Here is a 23,065-nt window from a genome sequence, read left to right on the forward strand (position 1 = left end):
CTCACTCCGGCAGTTTATCTGACCGGCACACCGGCAATGTATGGGTGTGCCCAGACCACAGCGGCCAGAATGATCAGGCTGATCACTACGCCGATAATCTCTTTCGACCAACTTGGGGCCTCGGGTTTCAGCCACTGACCATCACGACGATTGATAAAGATCATCTCGACAATGGCCCAACTGCCAAGACCGCCAAACAGAATCAGTGAACGGGAATCGCCATTCAACAACAGGTGCGCCAGCGCCCAGAGTGTCAGCCCGGTTAACTGCGGATGACGAACAACGCGCTTGATGCGCGTCGGGTAATTGGCCGCCCCCATCAAGATGAAAGCCACTACCACCAACGCCAGCGCCAACGACTGCAGCAATGGCGGCAGGGTATAGAGGTAGGTGGGCGCAGTGGCTCGCCAACCCAGCACCATCAACACCACCGATCCCAGAATCAGCAACGCAAACAGGCCCTTATAGGCATTGAGCCCCAGTCGCCCGATCAGGGCGGCGCGCAAAGGTGCCCCGGCAGCAGGGAGCAGATGAACCATCGACCAGATTAACAGCCCACAAATTAACAGCGCCATAATGACTCCCCGCTAGGTTAGGTTGATCAAGAGCATGACAAACATGACCGCCACAACACCGTTGGTCAAGCCAAATTCGAGAAACAGTTTGCGATCTATGCGCCCGGTCAGTTTCAGATACAGGCAGGTAATAAATGCCCAGGCTTTCAGTGCCGCGCCAAACCAGAGAAACGGATCAATAAACTGCGGATGTGCGAACAAATACAGATAGAGTGCACCGAACACCGTCGCTACGCCCATCACAAACAACTTGAGCTGCCGATGTTCTGCGGCGGCCTGTTCACCCAACCTGAAAAACTCAAACGCCAGCTTGGCCGCACCTGAAAAATTCAGTGCCGCGCCAATCAATAAGATGTACAGCATCACGCCCCCTCCAATGGTTGCAACTCTGTCCTGATTTATTCAACGGCCATCTGGTAGGTAACCCATTGGGTCTTGTTGGCCACCTTGTCGTAAACACCACGGCCGCGATAATTGTCATCCGCCGTGATCCAGCGAACAAATGGCCAACCCCTGTCATCGGCCTGCTGCTGCAGCGCCGCAAACAGGGCATCGACAACACCGCTGCCCCGATGCTCAGGACTAACGTACAGGTCATCCAGAAAACCCACCGTGGCACCACGCAGCGGTGACGGCATTGCGCGAAAATGCATCAAACCCAGTAGCAACCCGGAATCAGTTTTTGCCACCTGACAATAAAAGGCGTTGCCCTGATCAAAAATCCAGCCCCACACCCTGTCAAGAATCTGCTGATCCATCGGCATCTCGTAAAAGTCAGCGTATGCCCGGTAAAGCTGCTGCCACTGCGACCGATCATCCTCTGTCAGTGGCTCAACGGTAATATCCATATGTCTCCCAATGCCTGAACAGGCGCTGTAATTTAGAAGCGGCAGAATCTGTTGCCGGATGATCAGATATCCAGATCAAAACCACCGTCTTTGTCTTTTGCCACTCTGGCCAAAAATCGGAACAGACGGAGCACCAACTCAATGGGAAGCTCAATCACGACCTCAAGTACATCCAGATACCAGTGGTCGTCGTTTCTCTGACCTTTTTTCTTGCTCGGCCAAACGAGATAGGCCAGCACAAAAAACACAACGCTGCCGCCAGCAAACACCCAACTGAAACCTGCGGTGAAGATTTCAAATAGCAACAGCAGGGCGATCATAAACAGTACGCAACTGGATAGCTCGCGGAATGTATTCATATAATTTTCCCGATCCCGGCTGGGTGATACACGTCATGTGCAAACAAATCATCCTGAATATTGCGATGACAAAAAGGACATGAAAAAACAACTTTATGACCCTGATTAAAATCATCTACTGTAGCAGCTACCGCAAATATTCAATGTCTTTATTATCGCTTGAGCTTACAGGATGTATCTGCGGTTGCAACGGCCAGCGCCAACCGGCCGATGGGAGAGAGAAGGGCAAGCGAGGAACAAGCCCATACAGCTATTATCAGCGATACCCGATCGCGTTACCCCTCGGATATTCTGGATAACAATTCATCGGCCGACATGCCACCGGCAATCTCTTTGGCCTCCAACCCGTGAATCATTCGCGTAATCGTGGCATTGGCCGGCGCCTCCATGCCCACGCTTTCAGCCAGCCGCACAACCGCACCGTTTAAAAACTCGATCTCGGTTTTTCGGCCGAACTGAATATCCTCCCACATGGAAGACCTGGCCTGAGGATCAATGGTTAACATTTTCTTGGCCAGAATCCTGAACACAAAATCAGGCAACTTTAAAAGTTTTGGCAACTGCGCCGGTTTTATCCCCGTCAACTGAGCGAGGCGAATGCCCTTGCTGGAACAGGCCATTAACAGCTCCTCCTGACAGGCCGCCAGAACCCGTCGATAACCCCGCTGAGACAGCTCGGTTTTCAATGGCTGATCCGACAAGGCATTAATGGCGTTGTTCAAATTCAGCAGCAACTTACCCCAGATAACCGCCTCCATATCCGGCGCACGCTCACAGGGCACGCCATAATCCTGAAACGCCTGTTGCACCGGCTGCAAGACATCCACATCCGGCAGGTACAGAGTGCCTTCGGTGGCGCGATGGAAATTGGCCTTGCTGTCCTGAATCACATTGAAGGGTACGATTCCCAGCGCAATCAATGAGCCGGACAATTTACCGAGCAACGGCGCCTCGGCGTTAACGCCATTTTGCAAACAGACGACCAGTGAATTGTCCTTGCAGTATGTCTGCAGCTCGTCTGCCGCAGCCGGCATGGCGGTGCATTTTAAGGTCACCAAAACAACATCCGCCTGCCGTAACACCTCAGCGTCGGTAGAAAATTCAACATCACGGATTCGCTCCGACCGGCCTTGATAATCACTGATGCCAATACCGCCATGGTCATCAATGGCTTTGGCTATTCGCTCGCGCCCGAGAAGAACCACATCAAGCCCTTGCCGGGAGAGTATCGCCCCGATATAACAACCAATCGAACCCGCACCGTAAACCACAATTTTCATACTGACACTCGCATTAAAAAATGTTCAACAAAGTTTTGTCAGATTAGTGCGCTCTGGCAGACCTGCCAACTTGTCCGACAAATATTCAATAATCGATTGATGCCAGGGTGAGGTATCGTGGACTTTGTAATCGTCCTCACTTCTGAATTCTGACACAAACACGACATTGGCATCGCTGTCGCTGTCCTGATAAAAATTCATATAGACGCAACCCGGTTCATTCTGGGTTTGCTGCACAAACTCTTTGATCACCGGGATGGCATCTTGCAGCCAGTGCGCCTGTAGATTGAGTCGCGTGATACTGTGAACGGCTTGCTGGGCCATGGTTAACTCTCCTTGGCAGATGTCAGAACATCTGCGAAATATGAATGTCGATCAGATGCTTAAATCCATCAGGTTATAATCCTTAAAGGCGCTTTGGATTTCCGGGGACCAGTTTGTTTGAATGCCTTTATCCGACAGCGGCTTATAGTCATAGGGGGTTTCGTCAGGGTAGCGCTGGCTTCGCGCATCAATGGCATAGCCAATCATCTTGGCTCGCTCTTCAATAAACTTGTCATCGTAGACCACCGCCTCAGAGTGAATCCCGGCACCTTTAACATTTAAGACAGATGAGCGGGGATGAAAACCAAAGTTAACGGTAATGCGACGCTCGAACCCGGTGTTGGCGAATGAACCATGAACCAACTGGCGATTGCAGATCACCACATCACCGGGGTTGCAGACGATGGGCACCGCCTCGGGCAACCGTTCACTGCCGGCCTCGGCAACCATCTTTTTAATGTCGATATGGCCCTGCTTGTGGGTGCCGGGTACAACCCACACGCCATTGACGGCGGTGCTGCCAAAAGCCTGCGCCATAAAATTGAAGCCGTGAATGTTTTCGTTAAAGTCCGGACTGTGCCAGTGCGTATCACCGTCCTGATGCCAGGACACCGCAGCGCCCAAACCCGGCTCTTTGATAAACAGCGATTCATTGAACGGAGCAAAGTCATCGCCGTTAACCGATGCCGCCACCTTCAATAACTCGGGATGGCCGTAAGCGCGCAAACAGGCCTCGGAAAATTGCAGCGATCCCAAGAGCACAAAGGGCGCTTCCTTCGGCGCATCGGCCGCCGCTTTGGGTTCGTAGAGTTTGATCTGATGCCGGCCATTGGCCAAATCGGTACCGCCCAACGGGTCCCCCAGGGGCTTGGCCCACAACAGATTAAGACCCTTACAGTCTGCGCCCAACGCCGGCTCGCCATTGGCGTTGACCTTGGAGCCGTTCTCGATGGGGAACGTCTCCTTCATACGGTTCAAGTCGTTAGATATATCCTCAATTTCATCTGCGTGCATCACCCCCTCGAAAATATAAAACCCATATTTTGAATAGGCTTCGAGAATGTCCGGCGTAAGGCGATCGTTTGCATCCAACGTTAACGGCCCGCGATTATCCAGCGCCAGTGCCTTGCGGTTACCTTCTATCAAGTAGGTCCTCATGGCCTCGGCATCTTCACCATAATGTGCTGCACACGCTTCTATTGATTTATTGATATCTGTAGCATTCATTGATCACCTCCGCAGTTGATCCAGTAGATTTAATGCATGATTAAATCTTATGCTCAGACACTCGGACAATCAATAGATTTAATGTATAGTAAAATCTACTAAGTGTTAAGGTTTGTAAATGACGGACAAGAAACCACAACGGGGAGTAGAGGCCCGCACTCAGAATAAAATCAAACGCCGCGAGAACATTCTGAAGCAGGCCCGCACCATGATTGCAGAGGAGGGCTACAACGCCTTCACCCTGGCAAAACTGGCCAAGCAATCCAAGGTGTCCCTGCCGACCATCCACAATTTGATCGGCAATAAAACCGAGGTCTTACGGGAGTTGGTTCAGGATCTGGTTAACCGCTCAGACTTTGATGCGCAAATGCATTGGTCGAGCGATCCCGTCCAGACCATAGACGCCATCGAAGCCTATATGGACTCACTGATCGCCCTGTACGCCGATGATGAGGCGTTTTACAAAACCGCCTTTGTCTTGAGCGAGCGGGAGAAAGTGTTTGAGCAGCAACTGTCAGAAGGGGTGTTCAGCCAGTTTGATCGCTCTCTGGGGTTCGTTCATCAATTTGTTCTGGATGGCCAAACCCGGGGGGATTTGAACGGTAACATTGACGCCCGTCTGGTATCCGACCGGCTGTTTGCCAATCAGCGTCTGGCCAGACACGACTGGGTGAATGACTTTATCGATCTGGCGCAATACCGGGTGCAAGTCCTCACCGGTATGTACATGACTCTGGCGGCCGATGCCTCTGAGGCTTTTCACCCATTGTTAATCGCCAAAATCAATCAGCTGCTGCACGAGTAACCCCCATGCAGCAGCGCGGAATCGGGTAAACCGGCTCGCGGTATTACTTACCCGCTTTGCCTGCCTCCAGAATCGGCAGCCCCGCTTCCGTAGGAATGTAAATGCGCTCGCCCTTGCCATCCTGCAGACCCTTGATCCACACATAGCGCAGGTATTGCTCGTTATCCTTTAAGGATTCACCAATAATCCGGTTGGCCTCAGCGGCCGCTTTGGCCCGCTCAATATCAGCTGCACCTTCCGCTTTAGCCTTCACCAGCTTGGCCTTACCCTCGGCTTCCGCCAGAGTAACTTTGGCTTTGGCCTGCATCAGTGAAGCCTGCTCCCGGGCTTTGGCCTCCTCAATCAGGATTTGCTTGCTCCATTCGGCTTCCTTCAGCGCCGCAATGCCATCCAGCTCCAGTTTGTACACTTTGTATTTAGGCCAGGCCCAAAACGCCAGAAGGATCAGCAGAATAAAAACGGCCCCCAAAACGGCCAAGGTTCCAAGCGCCAGCGCATCCCGGTTTTGATACATGCATTTCTCCCGTTTTATTGTTCTATTTTGGATTTATTGATAAACAATTATTTTGAAACAATTGGTAAATGATTAGCCCGCGTTTTAACAAACGATTGTTAATGCTCCGATCACGAGCTGAGATGCTGCAGCTCCAATATAACAAACCCGGCGGCGGCTGAAACACCAACGCCACAACCGAGCCCCAGCGATATCAAGTGCATGTGCCACCGCTGAAACACCGAAGCGCCATAGAAGGACGGAACCAGACAAGCCGACGACAACGCCATCATGGCCGTAAACAGCGCAACGATAAATTGCAGCTGGGTGCCATCGCCATAAAGGTGCAATACCACCAACACCAGAATCGCCGACAAGGAGATAAAAACAAGTTCTGCGCAGTGCCAGACACGCTTCCACTGTCTGTCTTCGGTTTGTTTGTACCAATTAATTTTTTCAGACAGTGATGTCATTGTGCCTCCAGATTTAACGAGCCCAAATCAACTATGACACACAATAACATGTCAGCATAAAGTCAGCCGTAATAGACCATAAAACCACAGGCTTTATGGTCCGTCTCAGAATACTTCCTTCCGAAATTACTTAAGCCTCTTTACAGGCATTACCTTGCAAGGGACAAAGTGCTCTCTTTATAGGAGAAAAACCCATCGTTTTTCATATCCGACAAAACTTTTTTATACATATTTTTTCTGACTTCCGGCACAACTGAGAAGTTATTAGCCGGGAAAGCAAATATCATGGGCAACCACTGCACCAATGTCGCTGAATCTGTCAGTTCATAAGTCTTTTTAAGACCATCTTTTCGTTCAACATTGGCAACCAGATTAAAGTTGTCTTTGGCCCATGATGGAATTGTGTAAAGGCTTAAACCCGTGATGAATGCCGGTATTAATGCGGCTGGGTTTCCGCTATTGGTTACTGTGACATCTATAGTGATATCCGCTGATTCATCATTTCTTGAAATTCTTCCAAAGTAATCAGAGGATTGTAGAACTGAAAGCAGCTCCCCTTCAATGATGCTTTGCCCGGCTTCTGACAACCGTTTAGAGGTAGATAAGCCGCCCTTTGCCACGGATGAATAAGACAGATTAGGTTTTGCTTCACCGTTATTTTCATAGGGGGATAAGGTGGTTTTCTGTACATTTCCGCCATCGAATACAGCACAACCAGAAACCGTAAAAATAATAAACATTGCAGTCAGGATTTTATTCATAATTCTCTCCATATTTTTGTGTGACTGAAATTTGTCACGTTGAGGTTACGGAAAACAAACCATAAGTTTGCTTCCCCGTTAAAAGTGCGTAGCGCCCATAGGCATAACACCAATTTATTGGGCATATTTGCGGTAGACAAGCCCACCTGAAACAAGCACGGGAATGAATGCGGCAACCAAACCAATCACAAGTGAACTTTGATGCCCCATAAAACCAATTGCGACCACCAGGGTGAAAGGGAAGATGCCAATAACACTGATGATTTTTAAGTTCATGGATTGGGTATCCTCACTGGTTCTAGCAGACACCCAGCCCGCAATAAATGCCGACAACACTGCTACCGCAGACCCGATGCAGGCATACATGGGAATATCCCCAAAGAACCACCCTTGAAAAATATTCAAGGCATACAGTGAAATCGCCAGAATAAATGTAGGGGCTGCAAAAGCCTTCCCCAGTGCTGCCGGGCTCTGCGGCACCTTATCCTTGAACGCAAAAAAATAATATTTTTCTAAAATTATTATGATTCCAGCTAGGATAACCAGCTTAACAATTACATCCATTGATCAATCTTGTCCTCCATATTCAATGCTGCCAAATAAGCGGCTGAAGCATTGCGCAGGCCTACAGAGCCATACGCGTAATCGCATCATACGACTGCACTTGTTAAAGATTTCACTTGAAGATAACGTCGTTGGGTACTATCTGCCAAAGCTCAGTATGGAAGTTGAAATTAGTCACCACTTCCTCATTATTTCGTTTGTAATAGGTAGCAACACCGAAAAGAGGTGAATGCTCATAATTCATTACGTAATACACCAATCGAACTTTATTTGTGAGTGGCTTTTCATACATAACCTCGAAGCCCTGATAAGCTCCATAATAGGCTTCAATCTGACGAATGGTATTGGATTGGGTAAGAACACTTTTTTCACCCTCTAAAGGGGAGCCTTTTAAAAGCGCGGGTATAAATGCCTCCGCTCCGCCGGCGAGGTAAGCTTTGGAAGCTCTCTCTAGAGGCTGCCCGGCGTCGTCAGCAAAAGATATTTGTGAGAGGATCAATAGAGTTATGCCGATTATTTTATTCATTTCATCTCCTTTGGTTAAATTATCGTGGTTTGTTCAGACTGAATCCAGCGAGTTGTAGTTGCGAAACTGCGGAAGAGCTGCTCCAGCCATTTTCAATTTTTATAGCCATTACAGTCGCTCGTTATAAATTGTCCTTTCCGATTTGCCGAAAGAAAGTCACAAACTCTTTTATTGAATAACCCAAACAGAATACATAACCTACGATCCAAGCCATCATGTTGTACCAGTAATTTGTGAGCTCATTATCCCTATGATGACTATCATGATTTCTGCGACCAAACTCTTGCACCTCACCAGCGATATACCCCTCCAGAATAAAGAATAGAGGTACAAAAGAGAGAAAAAAGATGATGGCCGCACTGGCTAGTGTTTTTATATTTTTATCCACTGTTTAGTCCTGTAACGCTTAATTGGTAACGTTTTTTTGAGGTCAAGCAAATACCCACCTGAACTTGACTTGACGATTTCTCATAACAAATCAATGCGAATAGCGGATACATAGCTTACTGAGATTTTGCGCGGTGCTCGTAGAACGAGCGAGAAGGGCTGGATACTGATTCGGAACCTTCCAATGGTTACCACGTTGTCTCTGTCCTTGAAAGGTAAACTCTACTATTCAATGGCAGGAATGGCCATGCCTAAATTTTTTATTTACTACGTCCGTATTTCTTTCAAACTCCGGAAACGGTTATGCACTGACAACATTAAAAACCGCACTCGCTCTGGCAATGCGCTTTGAATCCACAAAGAAATAGCTATTTGCAAAGGCCATATTTCTACCCACCTTTTGTACATCCACCGTTATTTCGATCCAGTCACCCAACTTTGCCGCGCCTGCGTAATCGATATTGAGACTGGCCGTAACCATCGGTACAGGCTCTTTGCCTTGAAAGGCTGCGTTATAACCCAGTGCGATATCCGCAAGACTGCTGAACACACCACCATGGACCAGATCCCGGGCATTGCAGTGTTTCTTCTCTGCCCGAAGCCCGATGATCAGACCCGTGTCCGTTTTCTTATTGTAGATTGGCCCAAGCAGATCAAGAAAAGGGCTGCTTCTAAATATCGGCTCAAAGCCATCAGGGATTGCGCTCATAGTGTTTAATCCTTGGTTACCCATCGCCGCCAGAAGACAAAAAACCTAACGAAGCGAAGCTGTAATGTAAGACGTTCAGCGTCGAAAGCAAAATTTGAATGATTGATTGATCAGCTACTGGATTCTGAATCATGCCCTGCCTTGATCGGTGCATTCGTCAGCCCTTTACCACTCAGAGCCAGATAGATAACCCACCCCCCCAAAATGATGTCAACGCTGGCACAAAATGCTAGCCACCATATCGGCACACCAGAGTTATGGATCAGTAGATGGTGCACCACATCAAATAATCCATGCGCCAAAATACCGATACCCAAAAGCAAAGGGAAGCGAAGAGCACCCAGGAAAGCCAAGAATGAAAAAATGGACGCAGCCACAATTTCTTCCATGATTGCTTCCCCTGCCATAACCGCAAACAGTACGTAATAGGTGGCTATAACAATCAAAATGACTGCGTGATAGCTTCTGTCTTGATCAAAACGAGTAACTCTTCCTGTGACACATAGAGCTACTGCTAATAAAGCACCAATCATAATGGGCAGCATTTTATTGTCCTTGTTGTAATTGCTTGACGTTTTCGCATCAACCCCGTAGGGCCATTACCGAGCGCCTTGTTATGGAACAGTTTTTTGCTGTTTCCAATTGAGCATCAGAAAAATCAAACCGAAAACAGCAGCACTAAAAATATATAAATTTGATAGCAGGCCACTGAAGAAATAATGACTATGGCCGGATAGTGCCAGATGTAGAACACTGTGAACAACCAGAAATATACAAACGCCAACTCTGAATCGAGTTTGAATCATCGATTTTTTATGATGCCCCAGATAAAAGAAAAGAAAGAACAAAGGGAAATGCAGTGCGACAAATAAAACATCACCCACGTCTTGGGATAGCTCAAAGAAATGAAACAGTAACTTCCACTCCTGATTTAAAACCGCATCCAGCTCATGGGTAAAAAGAGCAGAAACACCTAAGTAATAAAATAATGTCTTCATATCTTATAACGAACGCACAACCATTATTTCCAACCTTGGAGCCAGACGGCATCATTTTTAAGAATCTTCCAATCAATTTCTTGGGATCGTTTCGAAAATATCGCTTCTATTAAACAACGGACAACTTCGCCTTCTTCATCGAATTCAACTTCGGTGACCACAAAGTGCTTTTCTTTATTAAGCGGTTGAACAGCTGACCATTTACTATTGAGAAGTTTTTTCGGATTGATTCTATTCAAAACGGCTCCACTCACTTATTTTGTAACTAACGGCTGGCTAAATTGCGCGGCTTTTGGCACAAAAGACATGACACTTTTGACAGTCCGTTGCTGCTACTTGTTATGCGTGTTTTCCACTTGAAATCTTAATGTTGTTTTAAGCTTTCCGGTTTCTGTTTTTCTAAAATCTGACAAGTATATTTCTCTATGTTTTTTACACTTTCTTGCTAAGCCATTTTCTGCACAATAGTGTTCCATTTCCTCAAATGATTTAGGCTCATCATCAAAACTCCCCTTATGCAACATTTGTACACACAGGCCATCATTTATGGACTTGAACTTAACTTGGCGAATAAGTTCATTCTTCTTTTTGGCTAAAGCTCTTTCCAAGGATTGATTGGCGAAATCTTCAGTTACAAACTCTGGTTGCCTAATCATTAGGGAGTATACAAGCGAATCTTTGTCTAGCTTACCGTTATAGTTTTGTTTCGCTTCTTCAGATATGTCCCATACACCTTCAAGAGGATAAACCGTATACTCAAAATAGTTTGAAGGTGAAAATCCCGATTTGTGAGACATTCTTACTGTGTATGCTACGGAATATAGGGCCTCTATATATTGACTAAACGAGTCATCATTTGGGTTGCCTTGACCGTCAATAGCAAAGTAATTAAATGAAGGAACATCTACAATCTCGGGTGTTGCTTTAGGGATGTATATAGATTTTTCCTTTTTTCTCCATTCATATTTCATGAACCATCCTCGATTACGCATAACGCCCGTAGCATGGGCAAAGTTGAAGCGCAGCGAAACTTTATCCTGCTTGCCTGCGCTTGTTATGTAGCACTTGAATCGAAAAACTGCACGAACCAATTATTTATTTTGTAGCCAATCATTTTCAGACCCAGGTTCAGGCAAAATCTTGCCGCCCTCCATAACCCAACTCGCTCTCACACCCACTAACTCAATACCAATTTTATCAATAGGCAGTTTCGAAGCTGAGGCGATATTTGTGTGCAAAGATTTTTGTAGTTTCTCTACTAATTCAGCGCTCCTATTGCCACCAGATCGAACACCACCAATGACCGCCAAATTCCAACTATTTTTTAAAGAATAGCCATCCATAAAAACAACATTTACAAATTCGGGGGGAGCGTCGGTAACCTCACAATGAGTGTCAGTAATTGTAGTAGATACAGCCTCTCTGATTTCCTGGGATAGAGGTTTACGGCATGAAACAGTATATAAAGGCACTTCAGCTCCCTACATTTGGACTAAAAATCAACAGCCCGCGGGTCATTTTCGAACGAAGTAGACTAACAAGCATATGGCGGGAAAATTGAATACGGCCCATCAATGACAAGCGACGCTGATTAGCAGCCATATATTCAGAGAACACAGTTTCATCAAAAACTGAAATCATCAATCTTTCTAATGTAATGCCTGTAATTTCTGACCAGTCTGCTGCGCACTCAGATAGCATGTTTTCTCGTACATCTTGGTCGAGATCATCTTGAGCCTCAATAACAACAAGTGAAACACATGGTTGTTCGTAACTGGTAAAACCTTGAGCTGTAGGAAGTTCGCACCAAACTATTGTAAGGCTTTCAGATTCTGAAAGATGCTTTGCATAATTTGACCGCAATGCCGACTCTAAAGATTTCTTGTGCACGTCGCTAACCTGTTCAGGGTTAACGGTACATAAAATCTTTCTCATTAATGTCTCCTTACTATTTTTTGCTAGTGATTCTCAACGCTACTAACGCCGAGGTTTGCGGCAGCCAAAGCGTAGCTTTGGCTGTCCGGTGGAGGTGCGCAGCGCCGGAACGCACAACACCGATTTGTTAAGAGCACTACCACACATATAGATCACCATCTCTAAGCGAATATTTCATCTTCACCATCGGGAGTGCGCTTTTATGACTACCTGGAAGGATATTTCCATCTTTGTCGTAAGTAACTGTATGACAGTTCTCATGAAAGACTGCTTTAGGTTGTCTGGATTCAGGCTCTTGGAGTCGTTGAATTACACAACCCGGCAATCCGTTAGAGAACTTTGCCCATATATCCCAGACTTCGAATTCTAGCTCCGATTTCCTTGTAATCAGAACTACCGTTCCAGCTGCTTCCACCGTAATTTCGTTACCAATTTCTAATCCGTCAATTAGCACTCTATTCGAAGAGTCTGCTTTGGCCTTTTCACTAGGATTGAGTGATGAAATAAATGGAGTGATCACCGCTATGACGCCAAGGATGCATAAGGAAATAACTATTTTCGAGAGTACTGACTTTCTCATAGCTCTTAACGCTCCGCTAAACGGCGAGCGAAGCAACGCGTAGCGAGTCCAGTGGAGGCCGCGTTTTTCTGCGGCCGGAACGTGTTTAAGCGGCTTGTTATAGGGCTACCGAACATAGTCTAGAGGTGCCGCCGTTTTTATATATGCCCTAGCTATGACACCCGCCAACAGAACAACGAAAGCAGGCCAAACCACCCCAAACTGGTTAATAAACCAGAAGACCAAAATTACCATGGCCGCGTATAAAGCCAACTCCATTGCCAACATATGAATAAAGCTATTTGACTGGTGCAACATCACAACCGCCTGACAATTAGAGCAAGTTGCAATCACGGCAGGGATACACAGATATTGCGCAACCAACTTATGCCTAGATACGCACTTCTCTTTGCAGTGTGGGCACTCTCTCATTTCTGACCTGACCTATAACGCTTGGCACAGAGGCGCGGCGTTCTATGCCGCGTCCTTCTGCTGCCATTTGTTATGGGCAGCACCGGACTTCCTTTGTGCACTTTACTTAACGGTGGCACACCCAAATGAATGCGGACACCGGATTAATTGTTTTCTGAGAACTGGCGCGGTGCTCGAAGAGCGAACGGTAAGGGATAGAAACTGACTCGGCACCTTCCGTTGGTCACCACGTTGTCTCGGTATTGGTTGGTTAACTTTACTTTCAGTTGGCACGAATGACCATGCCCAAATTTACTGCCTGACTCGCTAGTGATTATTTAAAACACCATGAGCCGATAACGCCTTGCTAAGGGGCAAATTGCCGGAGCGAAGCGCAGGTAATTTGTCCCGCTTGAGCAACTTGTTAAATGCTGACTCACGCTCATAGCTGATTCAAGTAATACTTGCCCCGTTTAAAGCCCTTTATGCGGAAGAACAACCAGCCCATACCGGTGACAACCGCAAAAGGTACAAAGATATACATGCTAATTGGACGCTCGATGAGCCCAGTTAAACTGATACCCAATAAGATCACTCCTGACCAGAAAGTAGATACCAGCAGTACCTCGGCACTGAATGAAATCCAAAATTGTAATCCGATCTGATTTCTCATGGGCATTTAACGCCAAGCTAAGCGGCGCCGTTTACGGCGTCCTTGCTTGAGCGCCTTGTTAAATGTGAGCTTACTACCAGTGCAAGTATAAGCGGCAGGGCTGTTGAGTAGATCATTGTGAACCAAGCTGATGCATCGGAAAGGATATTTTTAATATCGTGGACTTCTGGGCGCACTACATACCAATAGAAGATGCTAGAGAATGAGCATGCTAAGCCCCAGAGTTTTAGCTTTTGCTTGACAATGAGGAAGCCAAACACGGTGCACGCTATGGCTGAGACTGCAAAAACAAAAATATTCATAACCGTGCGATCCACGATATGGCTGGAATAGCCCACCTCGGTAATGAATAGATACAAAGCCAAGTACGAAACAGCTGGATATAAAGGGCTAGCTAAAATGGCTAGCGAAGATGATGAAAGTTCTTTTCGCACGTTCTATCTCGTTGTGTACATTTAACGCCCGGCTTAGGGGCGGATTTGTAGCAGCGAAGCTGCGGAAAAGCCGTCCCAGCCATGCGCCCTTTGCATGGCGACTACAGCCACTTGTTATGTGTTGTTGAACAGTACTAATAAAAGTGGGGCAGCCAATAACCCAGACAAGATTGGTAAAAGGATTATTATAGCCACGTTAATTTTCCACTGAATATTAAGCACACTGCGAACATAAAAGTACGAAACGAATATCACCGCTAAGGAGCCAAAACTAGAATTAGTAAGCGTTGAAGCAACTAGCTGAACAAAAATTTGAATAGATGCTAGCGATAGCCCGAACTTACTGGCTCTCCAAGCCAAGTGTTCTTTAACACCTAACTTTTTTAAAAGAAAGTAAGAAAGCGTACAGAATGATCCCAAAAATATGATCATTCCTAAAACGCCAACCAAAATTCCAGAGGTCACTCAAATCTCCCTTTACACATAACGCCGAGCACAGCGGCGGACAAACCAACGGTTTGGCCGTCCAGCGCAACTTGTTGCGCGATGCTGATGCGACTTGTTAGGGCCAGCACCAAACTGCCGATGTGCGATGTATTTTGTGGTGGCACGCACCAATGAATGCGGGACACCGGATTATTGTTTTACTGAGATTTTGAGTGGTGCTCGAAGAGCGAACGGGAAGGATTTGAAACTGACTCGGAACCTTCCGTTGGTTACCACGTTGTCTCGGTGTTGGTAGCTTAACCTTACTACCCGATGGCACTGATTACCAATGCCCAATTTTACTGCTAACTCGCTAGTGAAACTATAAAACTACAAGAGGCCATAACGCCGCCATTTGCGGCAGGCTTGAGTGGAGGACTTTTGTGCGACACTGGCGAAGCCACGCACAAAAGGCCGTAGCGAAAGACTGTCCAGCCCCAGCGTCTTTTTGCTGGGGCGATGCAAGATGGCCTTGTTATGTTTTAAGTTTTGCACCGCAACCGCCGCAGTTTTTCCCAATGAAGCTTTTAACCATAATAGGGTATTTATTGATTTCGATTACCGAATATAGCCCCTGACCACAATTTGGACAGCGAGGTGAAAACCACCTCAAGACCATGAACATAAGCAAGCTTAGGCTAGCTATAAATATATAGAACTCTAGGCTGCCCCACTTAATTAGCTCTTCTGTTGCTTCAAATGCGAAAACTACAAAAACAAGATAGCCGATCTCTACAAGCCAAAACAGAGCTATCTTATTGCTTAACTTCTTAAATTCTTCGGTACAGTCTTTAGTCATATGAGAACATAACGTTGCGCTCATGGGCAAAAAACACTTGGCGACTTTGTTGGGAGCGAAGCGATACAAGAAAGGTGCCAAGTGTTTTTTGTCCTATGCAGCGCCTTGTTATACGACTATTATTCATGGTGCAATCTCAGGCAACATTAATGTAATAAGCTTGATTTTATTAGAATTAAATTCATATTCAATATGGAGGCTATAGCTGTCTAAATCATAACGAAGCCATTTCCCAGTATTGCCAAAAATTTCACTCTCGTCGGGCCCACCGGTTGTAGTTGGATTACCCAAAATAGATACTATTTGCTCTTGCGTAGAATTGATACCAAAGCCAAACAACTTTGAAAAATTAACGACATCATATAGAAAAACTGTTTCAACTATATCATTTTTTCCTAATGATATTTCCCATGCCCCAGACTCACTTGATACACAGTATTCTTGATCTTCACCTTCTTCAAGATGTTCATAAACAGCTTCGATTCCCGAGTGCGAAATCGAATCTGCTATTTCAGAAAAGCATTTTCCTAATATTAATCTAGGGTCCATAAAAGTTCTCTTTCACGTATAACGCCCCGGTAAGGGGCAACCGAAACGCAGTGTAGGTTGTCCCGCGCAGGCCGCGCCATTTGCGGCCGGAGTGAACTTGACCGGTTTGTTAGGTGACTTGCAGGACCTGCTACTTTTTATAGGCATAATAGGTTTTAACTGAAGCTCTATCGCCATTCTTTACTCTCACCCTTAGCATGCCATCATCGACATATATGTTGCCGCACTCACAACTGTGACACCCACATTTTTCGATAAGAATATTACATATCGGGCATTCAAGGTAATGACCAGACCAACCTTTTTCAGTAGGGCCAAATGAGCAAAACTCTACTTTGAAATTCTTACCTAGATCTTCAAGTGTCGTGCTTGCTGGGAATTTCATTTGCTCACCTAACGCCTTGCTAAGGGGCGGCCGAAACAACGTGTAGGCCGTCCCGCGGAGGCCGCGTATTTCGCGGCCGGAGTGAACTTGAGCAACTTGTTATGCATTATTGCACTAACTAAAAACATAACCCAACCCCATAACTAGGAGTACAGCCCACAATGCGGCCTGAAAATATAGGAAGACCGTTGAAATAGAATTTGACTCAGAGTCACCGAACAAAGCTTTTTTGATGTTGCTATATATCCCAACAGGAAAAATAAACAAAGCAGCATAGAACAAGTAAGGCTGATCTTTGCTTAAAAGATGAATATACCAATCAGGCTCTGTGAACCGTGCGTAAATTAAAATCAGCATGCCAACTATGCATAGAGAGATAGCAAGCTCGATTATTGTAAATCCGTTCTTTCTCATGATGCATAACGCTTATTAGCCCTCCATGGAGTGCTATTTCCTGGAGGCCTATTTTTTATTGGAAGGGAAAAAGAACAGAAAGACCGCGGGCGAGAAACACTCCGCATATAAATAAGACAACCCTGTCCTGATATCCCTGATTTAGCCAAACCTTAACCCCTTTACCAAAGCCCTGACAAGCCCTTGTCGCAAAGCTTGCAAGCACTCACATTTTTGATTTCCCAAAATAACCCGTCCAGAGACAGACTTCATACCTACAGCGGGTACCGCTACCAACCCATCAAATCTACTGTTTGTACTTTCCGCTTTGTATGGCACTACTTCATGAAAGACATCCCCATACCCGTTCGCTCAGAAAAGAGTCCCTTTCTGCAGGGAGTTCGTACCCATATACGTGCCAAAGGGATGGCGTATAAAACCGAGCAAACCTACATCCACTGGATCAAGCGCTTTATCTTTTTTAATGGCAAGCGTCACCCGGCTGAAATGGGCAATGAAGAAGCCACCGCATTTTTAACCCATCTTGCCGTTAAAGAGAACGTGGCCATCAACACCCAAAAAACAGCGCTGAATGCCATAGCCTTTCTCTACCGGGATATCATCAAACAACCACTGGAAAATATTAATCACACGCACGCCAGTGTGCCCCGCCAGATCCCGGTTATTTTTACGCACAGGGAAGCGATGCAAATCATCGATGGCATGCCCGGCGACAGTCAATTAATTTGCGCACTTCTGTACGGCAGCGGCTTGCGAATTTCTGAGGCCATTCGGCTGCGAGTAAAAGATGTGGATTTTGATATGAACGTGCTGAATATTCTGCGCAGCAAGAACAATAAAAACCGGGTCACGGTTTTGCCACAGCAGTTGATTCCCCGTCTGCAACGGCAGATTACCTGGGTGGCAGCCATCCATAAAAAAGATCTGGCCGATGGCTTTGGTGAAGTGTTTATGCCCGATGCTTTGTTAAAAAAATACCCCACCGATGCCCGCCGGCTTGGCTGGCAGTATTTGTTCCCGTCACAAAAACTGTCGGTGGATCCACGCAGCGGCGTGATGCGCCGCCATCACATTCTCGACAGCAGCGTGCAGAAGCAGATGCGCAAGGTGGTGCGCGAACTGAACATCCTGAAAAAGTGCGGCCCCCATACCTTTCGCCACAGTTTTGCCACGCGCCTGCTGGAGCGAGGTCATGATCTGCGAACCATTCAGGAGCTGCTGGGGCACTCGGATGTGAAGACCACCGAAATTTATACCCATGTGGTGAAGCAGGGCGGCAAGGGGGTATTAAGCCCGCTGGATCAGCATTAATACCCCTTGTCGGTCGGCGTCTGAGCATTATCGGACGCGCGGGTTAGTTCGTTTTTTATTGATGAATGCTCCCGAATAATCGTTGTATGGCACAAGCCCCGGCCCTTGATTTCTGCTAAACTCACCCGCCTGAATTTTAACCACCCTGATTTCGCTTTTGGCAACGAGGTTTACCATGCCTGTTTATCGCTCCAAGACTTCCACCGCTGGCCGCAATATGGCCGGCGCCCGCGCCCTGTGGCGCGCCACGGGAATGAAAGACGACGACTTTCACAAGCCCATTATCGCTGTGGCCAACTCCTTTACCCAGTTTGTACCGGGGCATGTGCACCTGAAGGACATGGGTCAGTTGGTGGCGCGCGAGATCGAGAAAGCCGGTGGCGTAGCCAAAGAATTCAACACCATTGCCGTGGATGACGGCATTGCCATGGGGCATGACGGCATGCTGTATTCGCTGCCTTCGCGCGACATCATCGCCGACTCAGTGGAGTACATGGTCAACGCCCACTGCGCCGACGCCATTGTCTGTATTTCCAACTGCGACAAGATCACTCCGGGGATGCTGATGGCCTCCATGCGCCTGAATATTCCGGTGATCTTTGTCACCGGCGGCCCCATGGAAGCCGGCAAGACCAAGCTGGCCGAACACAAGCTGGATCTGGTGGACGCCATGGTCATCGCCGCAGACGACAAGGCCAGCGACGAAGAAGTCGAGCAGATCGAGCGCAGCGCCTGCCCCACCTGTGGCTCCTGCTCCGGCATGTTTACCGCCAACTCCATGAACTGTCTGGCCGAGGCACTGGGTCTGGCGCTGCCGGGTAACGGCACCGTGGTGGCCACCCACGCCGACCGCGAAGACCTGTTCCTGCGCGCCGGCCGCACCATTGTTGATCTGGCCAAGCGCTACTACGAGCAGGACGACGAGTCAGTGCTGCCGCGCTCCATCGGTTCCTATAAAGCTTTTGAAAACATTGTGGCACTGGATATCGCTATGGGCGGTTCCACCAACACCATTCTGCACTTGCTGGCCATTGCCCAGGAAGCCGAGCTGGACTTCACCATGAAGGACATCGATCGCCTGTCCAAGGAGATCCCGCAGCTGTGTAAAGTGGCTCCCAACACTCCGGAATACCACATCGAAGACGTGCACCGCGCCGGTGGCATCATGGCCATTCTGGGTGAACTGGATCGCGCCGGCCGCCTCAACACCGACGTTCCGACCGTCCACAGCGCCACCATGAAAGACGCTCTGGACGAGTGGGACATCATGCGCAGCCCGTCTCCGGAAGTAATGAAGTTCTACAAGGCTGGCCCCGCTGGCATTCCGACCCAGACCGCCTTCAGCCAAAGCACCCGCTGGCCGACGCTGGATGCCGATCGCAAGAACGGCTGCATTCGCTCGCTGGAGCATGCCTTCAGTCTGGAAGGCGGCCTGGCGGTGCTGTACGGCAACATCGCGCTGGACGGCTGTGTGGTGAAAACCGCCGGCGTGGATGAATCCATTCTGGTGTTTGAAGGCACCGCCCACGTCACTGAATCCCAGGACGAAGCGGTACAGAATATCCTCGATGACAAGGTCAAAGAGGGCGACGTGGTGATTGTTCGCTACGAGGGTCCGCGCGGTGGTCCGGGTATGCAGGAGATGTTGTACCCGACCTCTTACATCAAGTCCAAGGGTTTGGGCAAAGCCTGTGCCCTGCTGACCGATGGCCGTTTCTCCGGCGGTACTTCCGGCCTGTCCATTGGCCACGTATCACCAGAGGCCGCCGCAGGTGGCGCCATTGGTCTGGTGCGCGATGGCGATCGCATCAAGATCGACATCCCCAACCGCACCATCAATGTGCTGGTGGGTGATGAAGAGCTGGCCGAGCGTCGCGTCGAGCAGGACAAGCTGGGCTGGAAGCCAGCCAAAGAGCGTCCGCGTAAAGTGAGTGCGGCGTTGAAGGCCTATGCGTTGCTGGCCACCAGTGCCGATAAGGGTGCGGTCCGGGATTTGGCCAAGCTGGAAGACTAAAACCCGAGCCACTCTGGTGTAAAAAGAAAAAGGAGCTGATTACAGCTCCTTTTTTTGTGGCAACTCAATCCCAAGACTGGCCCACTTTTCATCCACCTTTTTGATCACCTCGGGGTCCTGCACAATTGGCTCACCCCACTCGCGATCGGTTTCACCGGGCCACTTGTTGGTTGCGTCCATGCCCATCTTGGAGCCCAGACCGGAGACCGGCGAGGCAAAATCCAGATAGTCGATCGGGGTGTTCTCCACCATCACGGTATCGCGCACCGGATCCATGCGCGTGGTGATGGCCCAGATCACATCGTTCCAGTCGCGGGCGTTGATGTCGTCGTCGCAGACGATCACAAACTTGGTGTACATAAACTGGCGCAGGAACGACCAGACACCCATCATCACCCGCTTGGCGTGACCGGGGTACTGCTTCTTCATGGTCACCACCGCCATGCGGTAGGAGCAGCCCTCAGGTGGCAGATAGAAGTCCACCACTTCCGGAAACTGCTTTTGCAGAATCGGCACAAACACTTCGTTGAGCGCCACACCCAGTACCGCCGGCTCATCCGGTGGGCGGCCGGTGTAGGTGCTGTGATAAATCGGGTCGCGGCGGTGGGTGATTTTTTCCACGGTAAACACCGGGAACTGATCCACCTCGTTGTAGTAGCCGGTGTGGTCGCCGTAGGGGCCTTCGTCGGCCATCTCGTCGGGGTAAATAAAGCCTTCCAGGACAATCTCGGCGGAGGCAGGCACCTGCAAATCGTTGCTCAGGCTTTTCGCCACTTCGGTTTTTTCACCGCGCAGCAAACCGGCAAAGGCGTATTCGCTTAAGGTATCGGGCACCGGCGTCACCGCGCCGAGAATGGTGGCGGGATCGGCACCCAGCGCCACCGAAACCGGGTAGGGTTTACCGGGGTGCTGTTGTTGCCACTCGCGAAAATCCAGCGCGCCACCACGGTGGGACAACCAGCGCATGATCAGCTTGTTCTTGGCGATCTTCTGCATGCGGTAGATGCCGAGATTCTGCCGCTCTTTGTTCGGCCCGCGGGTAATCACCAGCGGCCAGGTAACCAGAGGTGCGGCATCGCCAGGCCAGCAGGTCTGGATCGGCAATTTATCAAGGTCAATCCGATCTTGTTCCAGCACCACCTGCTGACAGGCCGGGCGCGAAATAAGTTTCGGCCCCATGTTCAATACCTGCTTGAAGATCGGCAGTTTTTGCAGGGCATCGCGAAAACCGCGCGGGGGATCAGGCTCTTTCAGAAAGGCCATCAGTTGGCCGATCTCGCGAAACTTTTCTTTGGATTCTTCGCCCATGCCCAGCGCCACGCGCTGGGTACTGCCAAACAGGTTGGCCAGCACCGGCATGTCGTGGCCGATGACATTTTCAAACAGCAGGGCGGGGCCGCCGGCTCGCAGGGTGCGGTCACAGATTTCCGTCATTTCCAGATTGGCATCGACGGGTACGGTCACGCGCTTGAGTTCACCGCGTTCTTCCAGCAGCTTGATAAAGTCGCGCAGGTCTTTATATTTCATGAGAGTCTTATTCGTTAACAAATATGGGCGCGACTACCGAAGCGTGCGCTATAAAAAGAAGGCTATTGTAGCCCAGCTAAAAACCACAAGGGGAGATTTATACGGCCATGGAAGACATCTGGAGCACTTTGCAGTCCTGGTTGATTCCGCTGCTGCCGGCACTGGGGATTGTGGCCGCCACGGTGGTGGTATTCAGTTTGTTGTCGCGCAAGCCGGCGGTACAGACTCAGGGGCACCGTTTCCGCGGCCAGTTGTGGGGACTGTTTGTGGTATTGGCCTCGTTGATCGGCATCATCCTGACTCTGCCTCTGGAAAGTGATACCCGCGGCCAGTTATTAACCCTGTTGGGTTTGCTGCTCACCGCCATTATTACCCTGTCATCCCCCACCATTGCCGCCAACGCCATGGCCGGGTTTATGCTGCGCTCGCAGAAAAGTTTTACCCCCGGTGATTTTATTCAGGTGGGCGATCACTTTGGCCGCGTCACCGAGCAGGATTTGTTTCACACCGAAATCCAAACCATTGATCGCGACTTGCTGACACTGCCCAATCTGTATCTGTCGTCCAACCCGTTCAAGGTGGTGCACGCCAGTGGCACCATCATTTCCGCGGAAGTGTCGCTGGGTTACGACGTCGACAATCATCTGGTGGAGGGCTTGTTGATACAGGCGGCGGCCGAAACCGAACTGGCCGATCCCTTTGTGCAGATTGTCGAGCTGGGAGATTTTTCCGTGGTGTATCGCGTCAGCGGCTTTCTCGAAAACGTCAAACAGATGCTGTCGGTGCGCTCGCAATTGCGCCGCAATATGATGGATTGTTTGCACAATCAGAACATTGAAATTGCGTCACCATCGATCATGAATCAGCGGCCGTTGACGGCGCCGATCATCCCAGAGCGCTCGTTTGTATTGGCGGGCGATTCGGACAACAACCCCGAAGCCCGGGTGTTCGACAAAGCCGAACAGGCGCAGCAGATTATCGAATTGGAAAACCACTACAACGAATTAAAAGCCGAGCTGGAGTCGCCCGATATGGCGGACGACATCCGCGAGAAAAAAGTGCGGCGTCTGAAAGCGATCAAACGCGCACTAAAAAGTCTGGAACAGAAAAGCGATTAATAACTTTTTAAAAAGTTATTAATCGTCCTGATGAGCAACGCGAAGAAGGACCTCAGGAATATCACAACAAGCCCCAGAAGATCCTTCGTCATTGCCACTCCTCAGGATGACACTGTTTAGA

At 48.7% G+C, this 23,065-nt stretch carries 31 protein-coding genes; 4 read left to right on the forward strand and 27 right to left on the reverse strand.

All coding sequences use genetic code 11. From position 1 onward, the window contains the following. Positions 1–14: 14 nt before the first annotated feature. The 7 genes from ACPXV9_RS02335 to ACPXV9_RS02365 form a co-directional block, all read right to left on the reverse strand. Positions 15–575 carry an NnrU family protein gene (locus ACPXV9_RS02335; RefSeq protein ID WP_423894231.1) on the reverse strand — a complete coding sequence of 187 codons (561 nt, stop codon included), beginning with the start codon at positions 573–575 and terminating at the stop codon, positions 15–17. Positions 576–587: 12 nt separating this feature from the next. Beyond that, a complete protein-coding gene (locus ACPXV9_RS02340) occupies positions 588–938 on the reverse strand; it encodes a hypothetical protein (protein WP_423894233.1) in 351 nt (116 codons plus the stop codon). 35 nt (positions 939–973) lie between these two features. After that, entirely contained in the window at positions 974–1,423 is a 450-nt protein-coding gene (locus tag ACPXV9_RS02345; protein ID WP_423894235.1) for an N-acetyltransferase family protein, read from the reverse strand. 62 nt (positions 1,424–1,485) lie between these two features. Further along, positions 1,486–1,782: a hypothetical protein gene (locus ACPXV9_RS02350; RefSeq protein ID WP_423894237.1), complete on the reverse strand. Its 297-nt coding sequence runs from the start codon at positions 1,780–1,782 to the stop codon at positions 1,486–1,488. 275 nt (positions 1,783–2,057) lie between these two features. Then, positions 2,058–3,062 (reverse strand): 2-dehydropantoate 2-reductase, encoded by a 1,005-nt coding sequence (locus ACPXV9_RS02355; RefSeq protein ID WP_423894239.1) that lies wholly within the window; start codon positions 3,060–3,062, stop codon positions 2,058–2,060. A gap of 24 nt (positions 3,063–3,086) precedes the next feature. Continuing rightward, the gene (locus ACPXV9_RS02360; RefSeq protein WP_423894241.1) at positions 3,087–3,386 is read right to left on the reverse strand and encodes a putative quinol monooxygenase; all 300 of its coding nucleotides are present in this window, start codon (positions 3,384–3,386) and stop codon (positions 3,087–3,089) included. 51 nt (positions 3,387–3,437) lie between these two features. Then, a complete protein-coding gene (locus tag ACPXV9_RS02365) occupies positions 3,438–4,613 on the reverse strand; it encodes a phytanoyl-CoA dioxygenase family protein (protein WP_423894243.1) in 1,176 nt (391 codons plus the stop codon). Between the two features lie 118 nt (positions 4,614–4,731). Here ACPXV9_RS02365 and ACPXV9_RS02370 point away from each other — a divergent pair, with 118 nt between their 5' ends. After that, positions 4,732–5,418, forward strand: coding sequence for a TetR/AcrR family transcriptional regulator (locus ACPXV9_RS02370; RefSeq protein WP_423894244.1), 687 nt, complete (start codon positions 4,732–4,734; stop codon positions 5,416–5,418). A 43-nt stretch (positions 5,419–5,461) separates the two neighbouring features. Here ACPXV9_RS02370 and ACPXV9_RS02375 read toward each other — a convergent pair whose 3' ends face one another. The 19 genes from ACPXV9_RS02375 to ACPXV9_RS02465 all read right to left on the reverse strand — a co-directional run bounded on the left by ACPXV9_RS02375 (position 5,462) and on the right by ACPXV9_RS02465 (position 16,974). Beyond that, positions 5,462–5,932, reverse strand: a complete 471-nt coding sequence (locus ACPXV9_RS02375; RefSeq protein ID WP_423894246.1) for a hypothetical protein — start codon at positions 5,930–5,932, stop codon at positions 5,462–5,464. Positions 5,933–6,042: 110 nt separating this feature from the next. Continuing rightward, positions 6,043–6,384 (reverse strand): hypothetical protein, encoded by a 342-nt coding sequence (locus ACPXV9_RS02380; RefSeq protein WP_423894248.1) that lies wholly within the window; start codon positions 6,382–6,384, stop codon positions 6,043–6,045. Between the two features lie 149 nt (positions 6,385–6,533). Then, positions 6,534–7,145 (reverse strand): hypothetical protein, encoded by a 612-nt coding sequence (locus ACPXV9_RS02385; protein WP_423894250.1) that lies wholly within the window; start codon positions 7,143–7,145, stop codon positions 6,534–6,536. A 114-nt stretch (positions 7,146–7,259) separates the two neighbouring features. Further along, positions 7,260–7,709: a hypothetical protein gene (locus ACPXV9_RS02390; protein WP_423894252.1), complete on the reverse strand. Its 450-nt coding sequence runs from the start codon at positions 7,707–7,709 to the stop codon at positions 7,260–7,262. A 112-nt stretch (positions 7,710–7,821) separates the two neighbouring features. Continuing rightward, entirely contained in the window at positions 7,822–8,235 is a 414-nt protein-coding gene (locus ACPXV9_RS02395; protein ID WP_423894254.1) for a hypothetical protein, read from the reverse strand. A gap of 121 nt (positions 8,236–8,356) precedes the next feature. Beyond that, positions 8,357–8,623, reverse strand: a complete 267-nt coding sequence (locus tag ACPXV9_RS02400) for a hypothetical protein (protein WP_423894256.1) — start codon at positions 8,621–8,623, stop codon at positions 8,357–8,359. A 300-nt stretch (positions 8,624–8,923) separates the two neighbouring features. Beyond that, a complete protein-coding gene (locus ACPXV9_RS02405; protein WP_423894258.1) occupies positions 8,924–9,331 on the reverse strand; it encodes a PaaI family thioesterase in 408 nt (135 codons plus the stop codon). Between the two features lie 110 nt (positions 9,332–9,441). Next, positions 9,442–9,876 carry a DUF6010 family protein gene (locus ACPXV9_RS02410; RefSeq protein ID WP_423894260.1) on the reverse strand — a complete coding sequence of 145 codons (435 nt, stop codon included), beginning with the start codon at positions 9,874–9,876 and terminating at the stop codon, positions 9,442–9,444. Between the two features lie 69 nt (positions 9,877–9,945). Next, positions 9,946–10,329, reverse strand: coding sequence for a DUF6713 family protein (locus ACPXV9_RS02415; RefSeq protein ID WP_423894261.1), 384 nt, complete (start codon positions 10,327–10,329; stop codon positions 9,946–9,948). Between the two features lie 23 nt (positions 10,330–10,352). Further along, the gene (locus ACPXV9_RS02420; protein WP_423894263.1) at positions 10,353–10,568 is read right to left on the reverse strand and encodes a TIGR02450 family Trp-rich protein; all 216 of its coding nucleotides are present in this window, start codon (positions 10,566–10,568) and stop codon (positions 10,353–10,355) included. 93 nt (positions 10,569–10,661) lie between these two features. Continuing rightward, the gene (locus ACPXV9_RS02425; RefSeq protein ID WP_423894264.1) at positions 10,662–11,300 is read right to left on the reverse strand and encodes a GyrI-like domain-containing protein; all 639 of its coding nucleotides are present in this window, start codon (positions 11,298–11,300) and stop codon (positions 10,662–10,664) included. Positions 11,301–11,420: 120 nt separating this feature from the next. After that, positions 11,421–11,801 (reverse strand): tautomerase family protein, encoded by a 381-nt coding sequence (locus tag ACPXV9_RS02430; protein ID WP_423894266.1) that lies wholly within the window; start codon positions 11,799–11,801, stop codon positions 11,421–11,423. 1 nt (position 11,802) lies between these two features. Then, positions 11,803–12,264 (reverse strand): hypothetical protein, encoded by a 462-nt coding sequence (locus tag ACPXV9_RS02435; RefSeq protein WP_423894267.1) that lies wholly within the window; start codon positions 12,262–12,264, stop codon positions 11,803–11,805. A 136-nt stretch (positions 12,265–12,400) separates the two neighbouring features. Then, complete coding sequence (locus tag ACPXV9_RS02440; RefSeq protein WP_423894269.1) at positions 12,401–12,844, reverse strand: hypothetical protein; 444 nt, start codon at positions 12,842–12,844, stop codon at positions 12,401–12,403. Between the two features lie 1,080 nt (positions 12,845–13,924). Next, complete coding sequence (locus ACPXV9_RS02445) at positions 13,925–14,341, reverse strand: hypothetical protein (protein ID WP_423894271.1); 417 nt, start codon at positions 14,339–14,341, stop codon at positions 13,925–13,927. A 114-nt stretch (positions 14,342–14,455) separates the two neighbouring features. Then, entirely contained in the window at positions 14,456–14,806 is a 351-nt protein-coding gene (locus tag ACPXV9_RS02450; RefSeq protein WP_423894272.1) for a hypothetical protein, read from the reverse strand. Between the two features lie 496 nt (positions 14,807–15,302). After that, complete coding sequence (locus ACPXV9_RS02455; protein ID WP_423894274.1) at positions 15,303–15,650, reverse strand: hypothetical protein; 348 nt, start codon at positions 15,648–15,650, stop codon at positions 15,303–15,305. 99 nt (positions 15,651–15,749) lie between these two features. Then, positions 15,750–16,175, reverse strand: coding sequence for a hypothetical protein (locus tag ACPXV9_RS02460; RefSeq protein ID WP_423894276.1), 426 nt, complete (start codon positions 16,173–16,175; stop codon positions 15,750–15,752). A gap of 499 nt (positions 16,176–16,674) precedes the next feature. Continuing rightward, on the reverse strand, positions 16,675–16,974 hold the full coding sequence (locus ACPXV9_RS02465; RefSeq protein WP_423894277.1) for a type II secretion system protein: 300 nt from the start codon (positions 16,972–16,974) through the stop codon (positions 16,675–16,677). 324 nt (positions 16,975–17,298) lie between these two features. On the opposite strand from ACPXV9_RS02465, the gene ACPXV9_RS02470 reads away from it, so the two are divergent. Together ACPXV9_RS02470 and ilvD are read left to right on the forward strand one after the other, a co-directional pair. Further along, positions 17,299–18,285 carry an integron integrase gene (locus tag ACPXV9_RS02470; RefSeq protein WP_423894278.1) on the forward strand — a complete coding sequence of 329 codons (987 nt, stop codon included), beginning with the start codon at positions 17,299–17,301 and terminating at the stop codon, positions 18,283–18,285. Between the two features lie 175 nt (positions 18,286–18,460). Further along, positions 18,461–20,299: a dihydroxy-acid dehydratase gene (ilvD, locus tag ACPXV9_RS02475; protein ID WP_423894280.1), complete on the forward strand. Its 1,839-nt coding sequence runs from the start codon at positions 18,461–18,463 to the stop codon at positions 20,297–20,299. A 39-nt stretch (positions 20,300–20,338) separates the two neighbouring features. Here the strand turns inward: ilvD and ubiD are convergent, their stop codons facing one another. After that, positions 20,339–21,826 (reverse strand): 4-hydroxy-3-polyprenylbenzoate decarboxylase, encoded by a 1,488-nt coding sequence (gene ubiD / locus ACPXV9_RS02480; protein WP_423894281.1) that lies wholly within the window; start codon positions 21,824–21,826, stop codon positions 20,339–20,341. Positions 21,827–21,933: 107 nt separating this feature from the next. Here ubiD and ACPXV9_RS02485 point away from each other — a divergent pair, with 107 nt between their 5' ends. Then, the gene (locus ACPXV9_RS02485; protein WP_423894282.1) at positions 21,934–22,944 is read left to right on the forward strand and encodes a mechanosensitive ion channel family protein; all 1,011 of its coding nucleotides are present in this window, start codon (positions 21,934–21,936) and stop codon (positions 22,942–22,944) included. Positions 22,945–23,065: the final 121 nt, after the last annotated feature.

Origin of the sequence: Candidatus Pelagadaptatus aseana (assembly GCF_040362265.1) — a bacterium.
In the GTDB taxonomy this organism is placed as follows: Bacteria; Pseudomonadota; Gammaproteobacteria; order Pseudomonadales; family Cellvibrionaceae; genus Pelagadaptatus; species Pelagadaptatus aseana.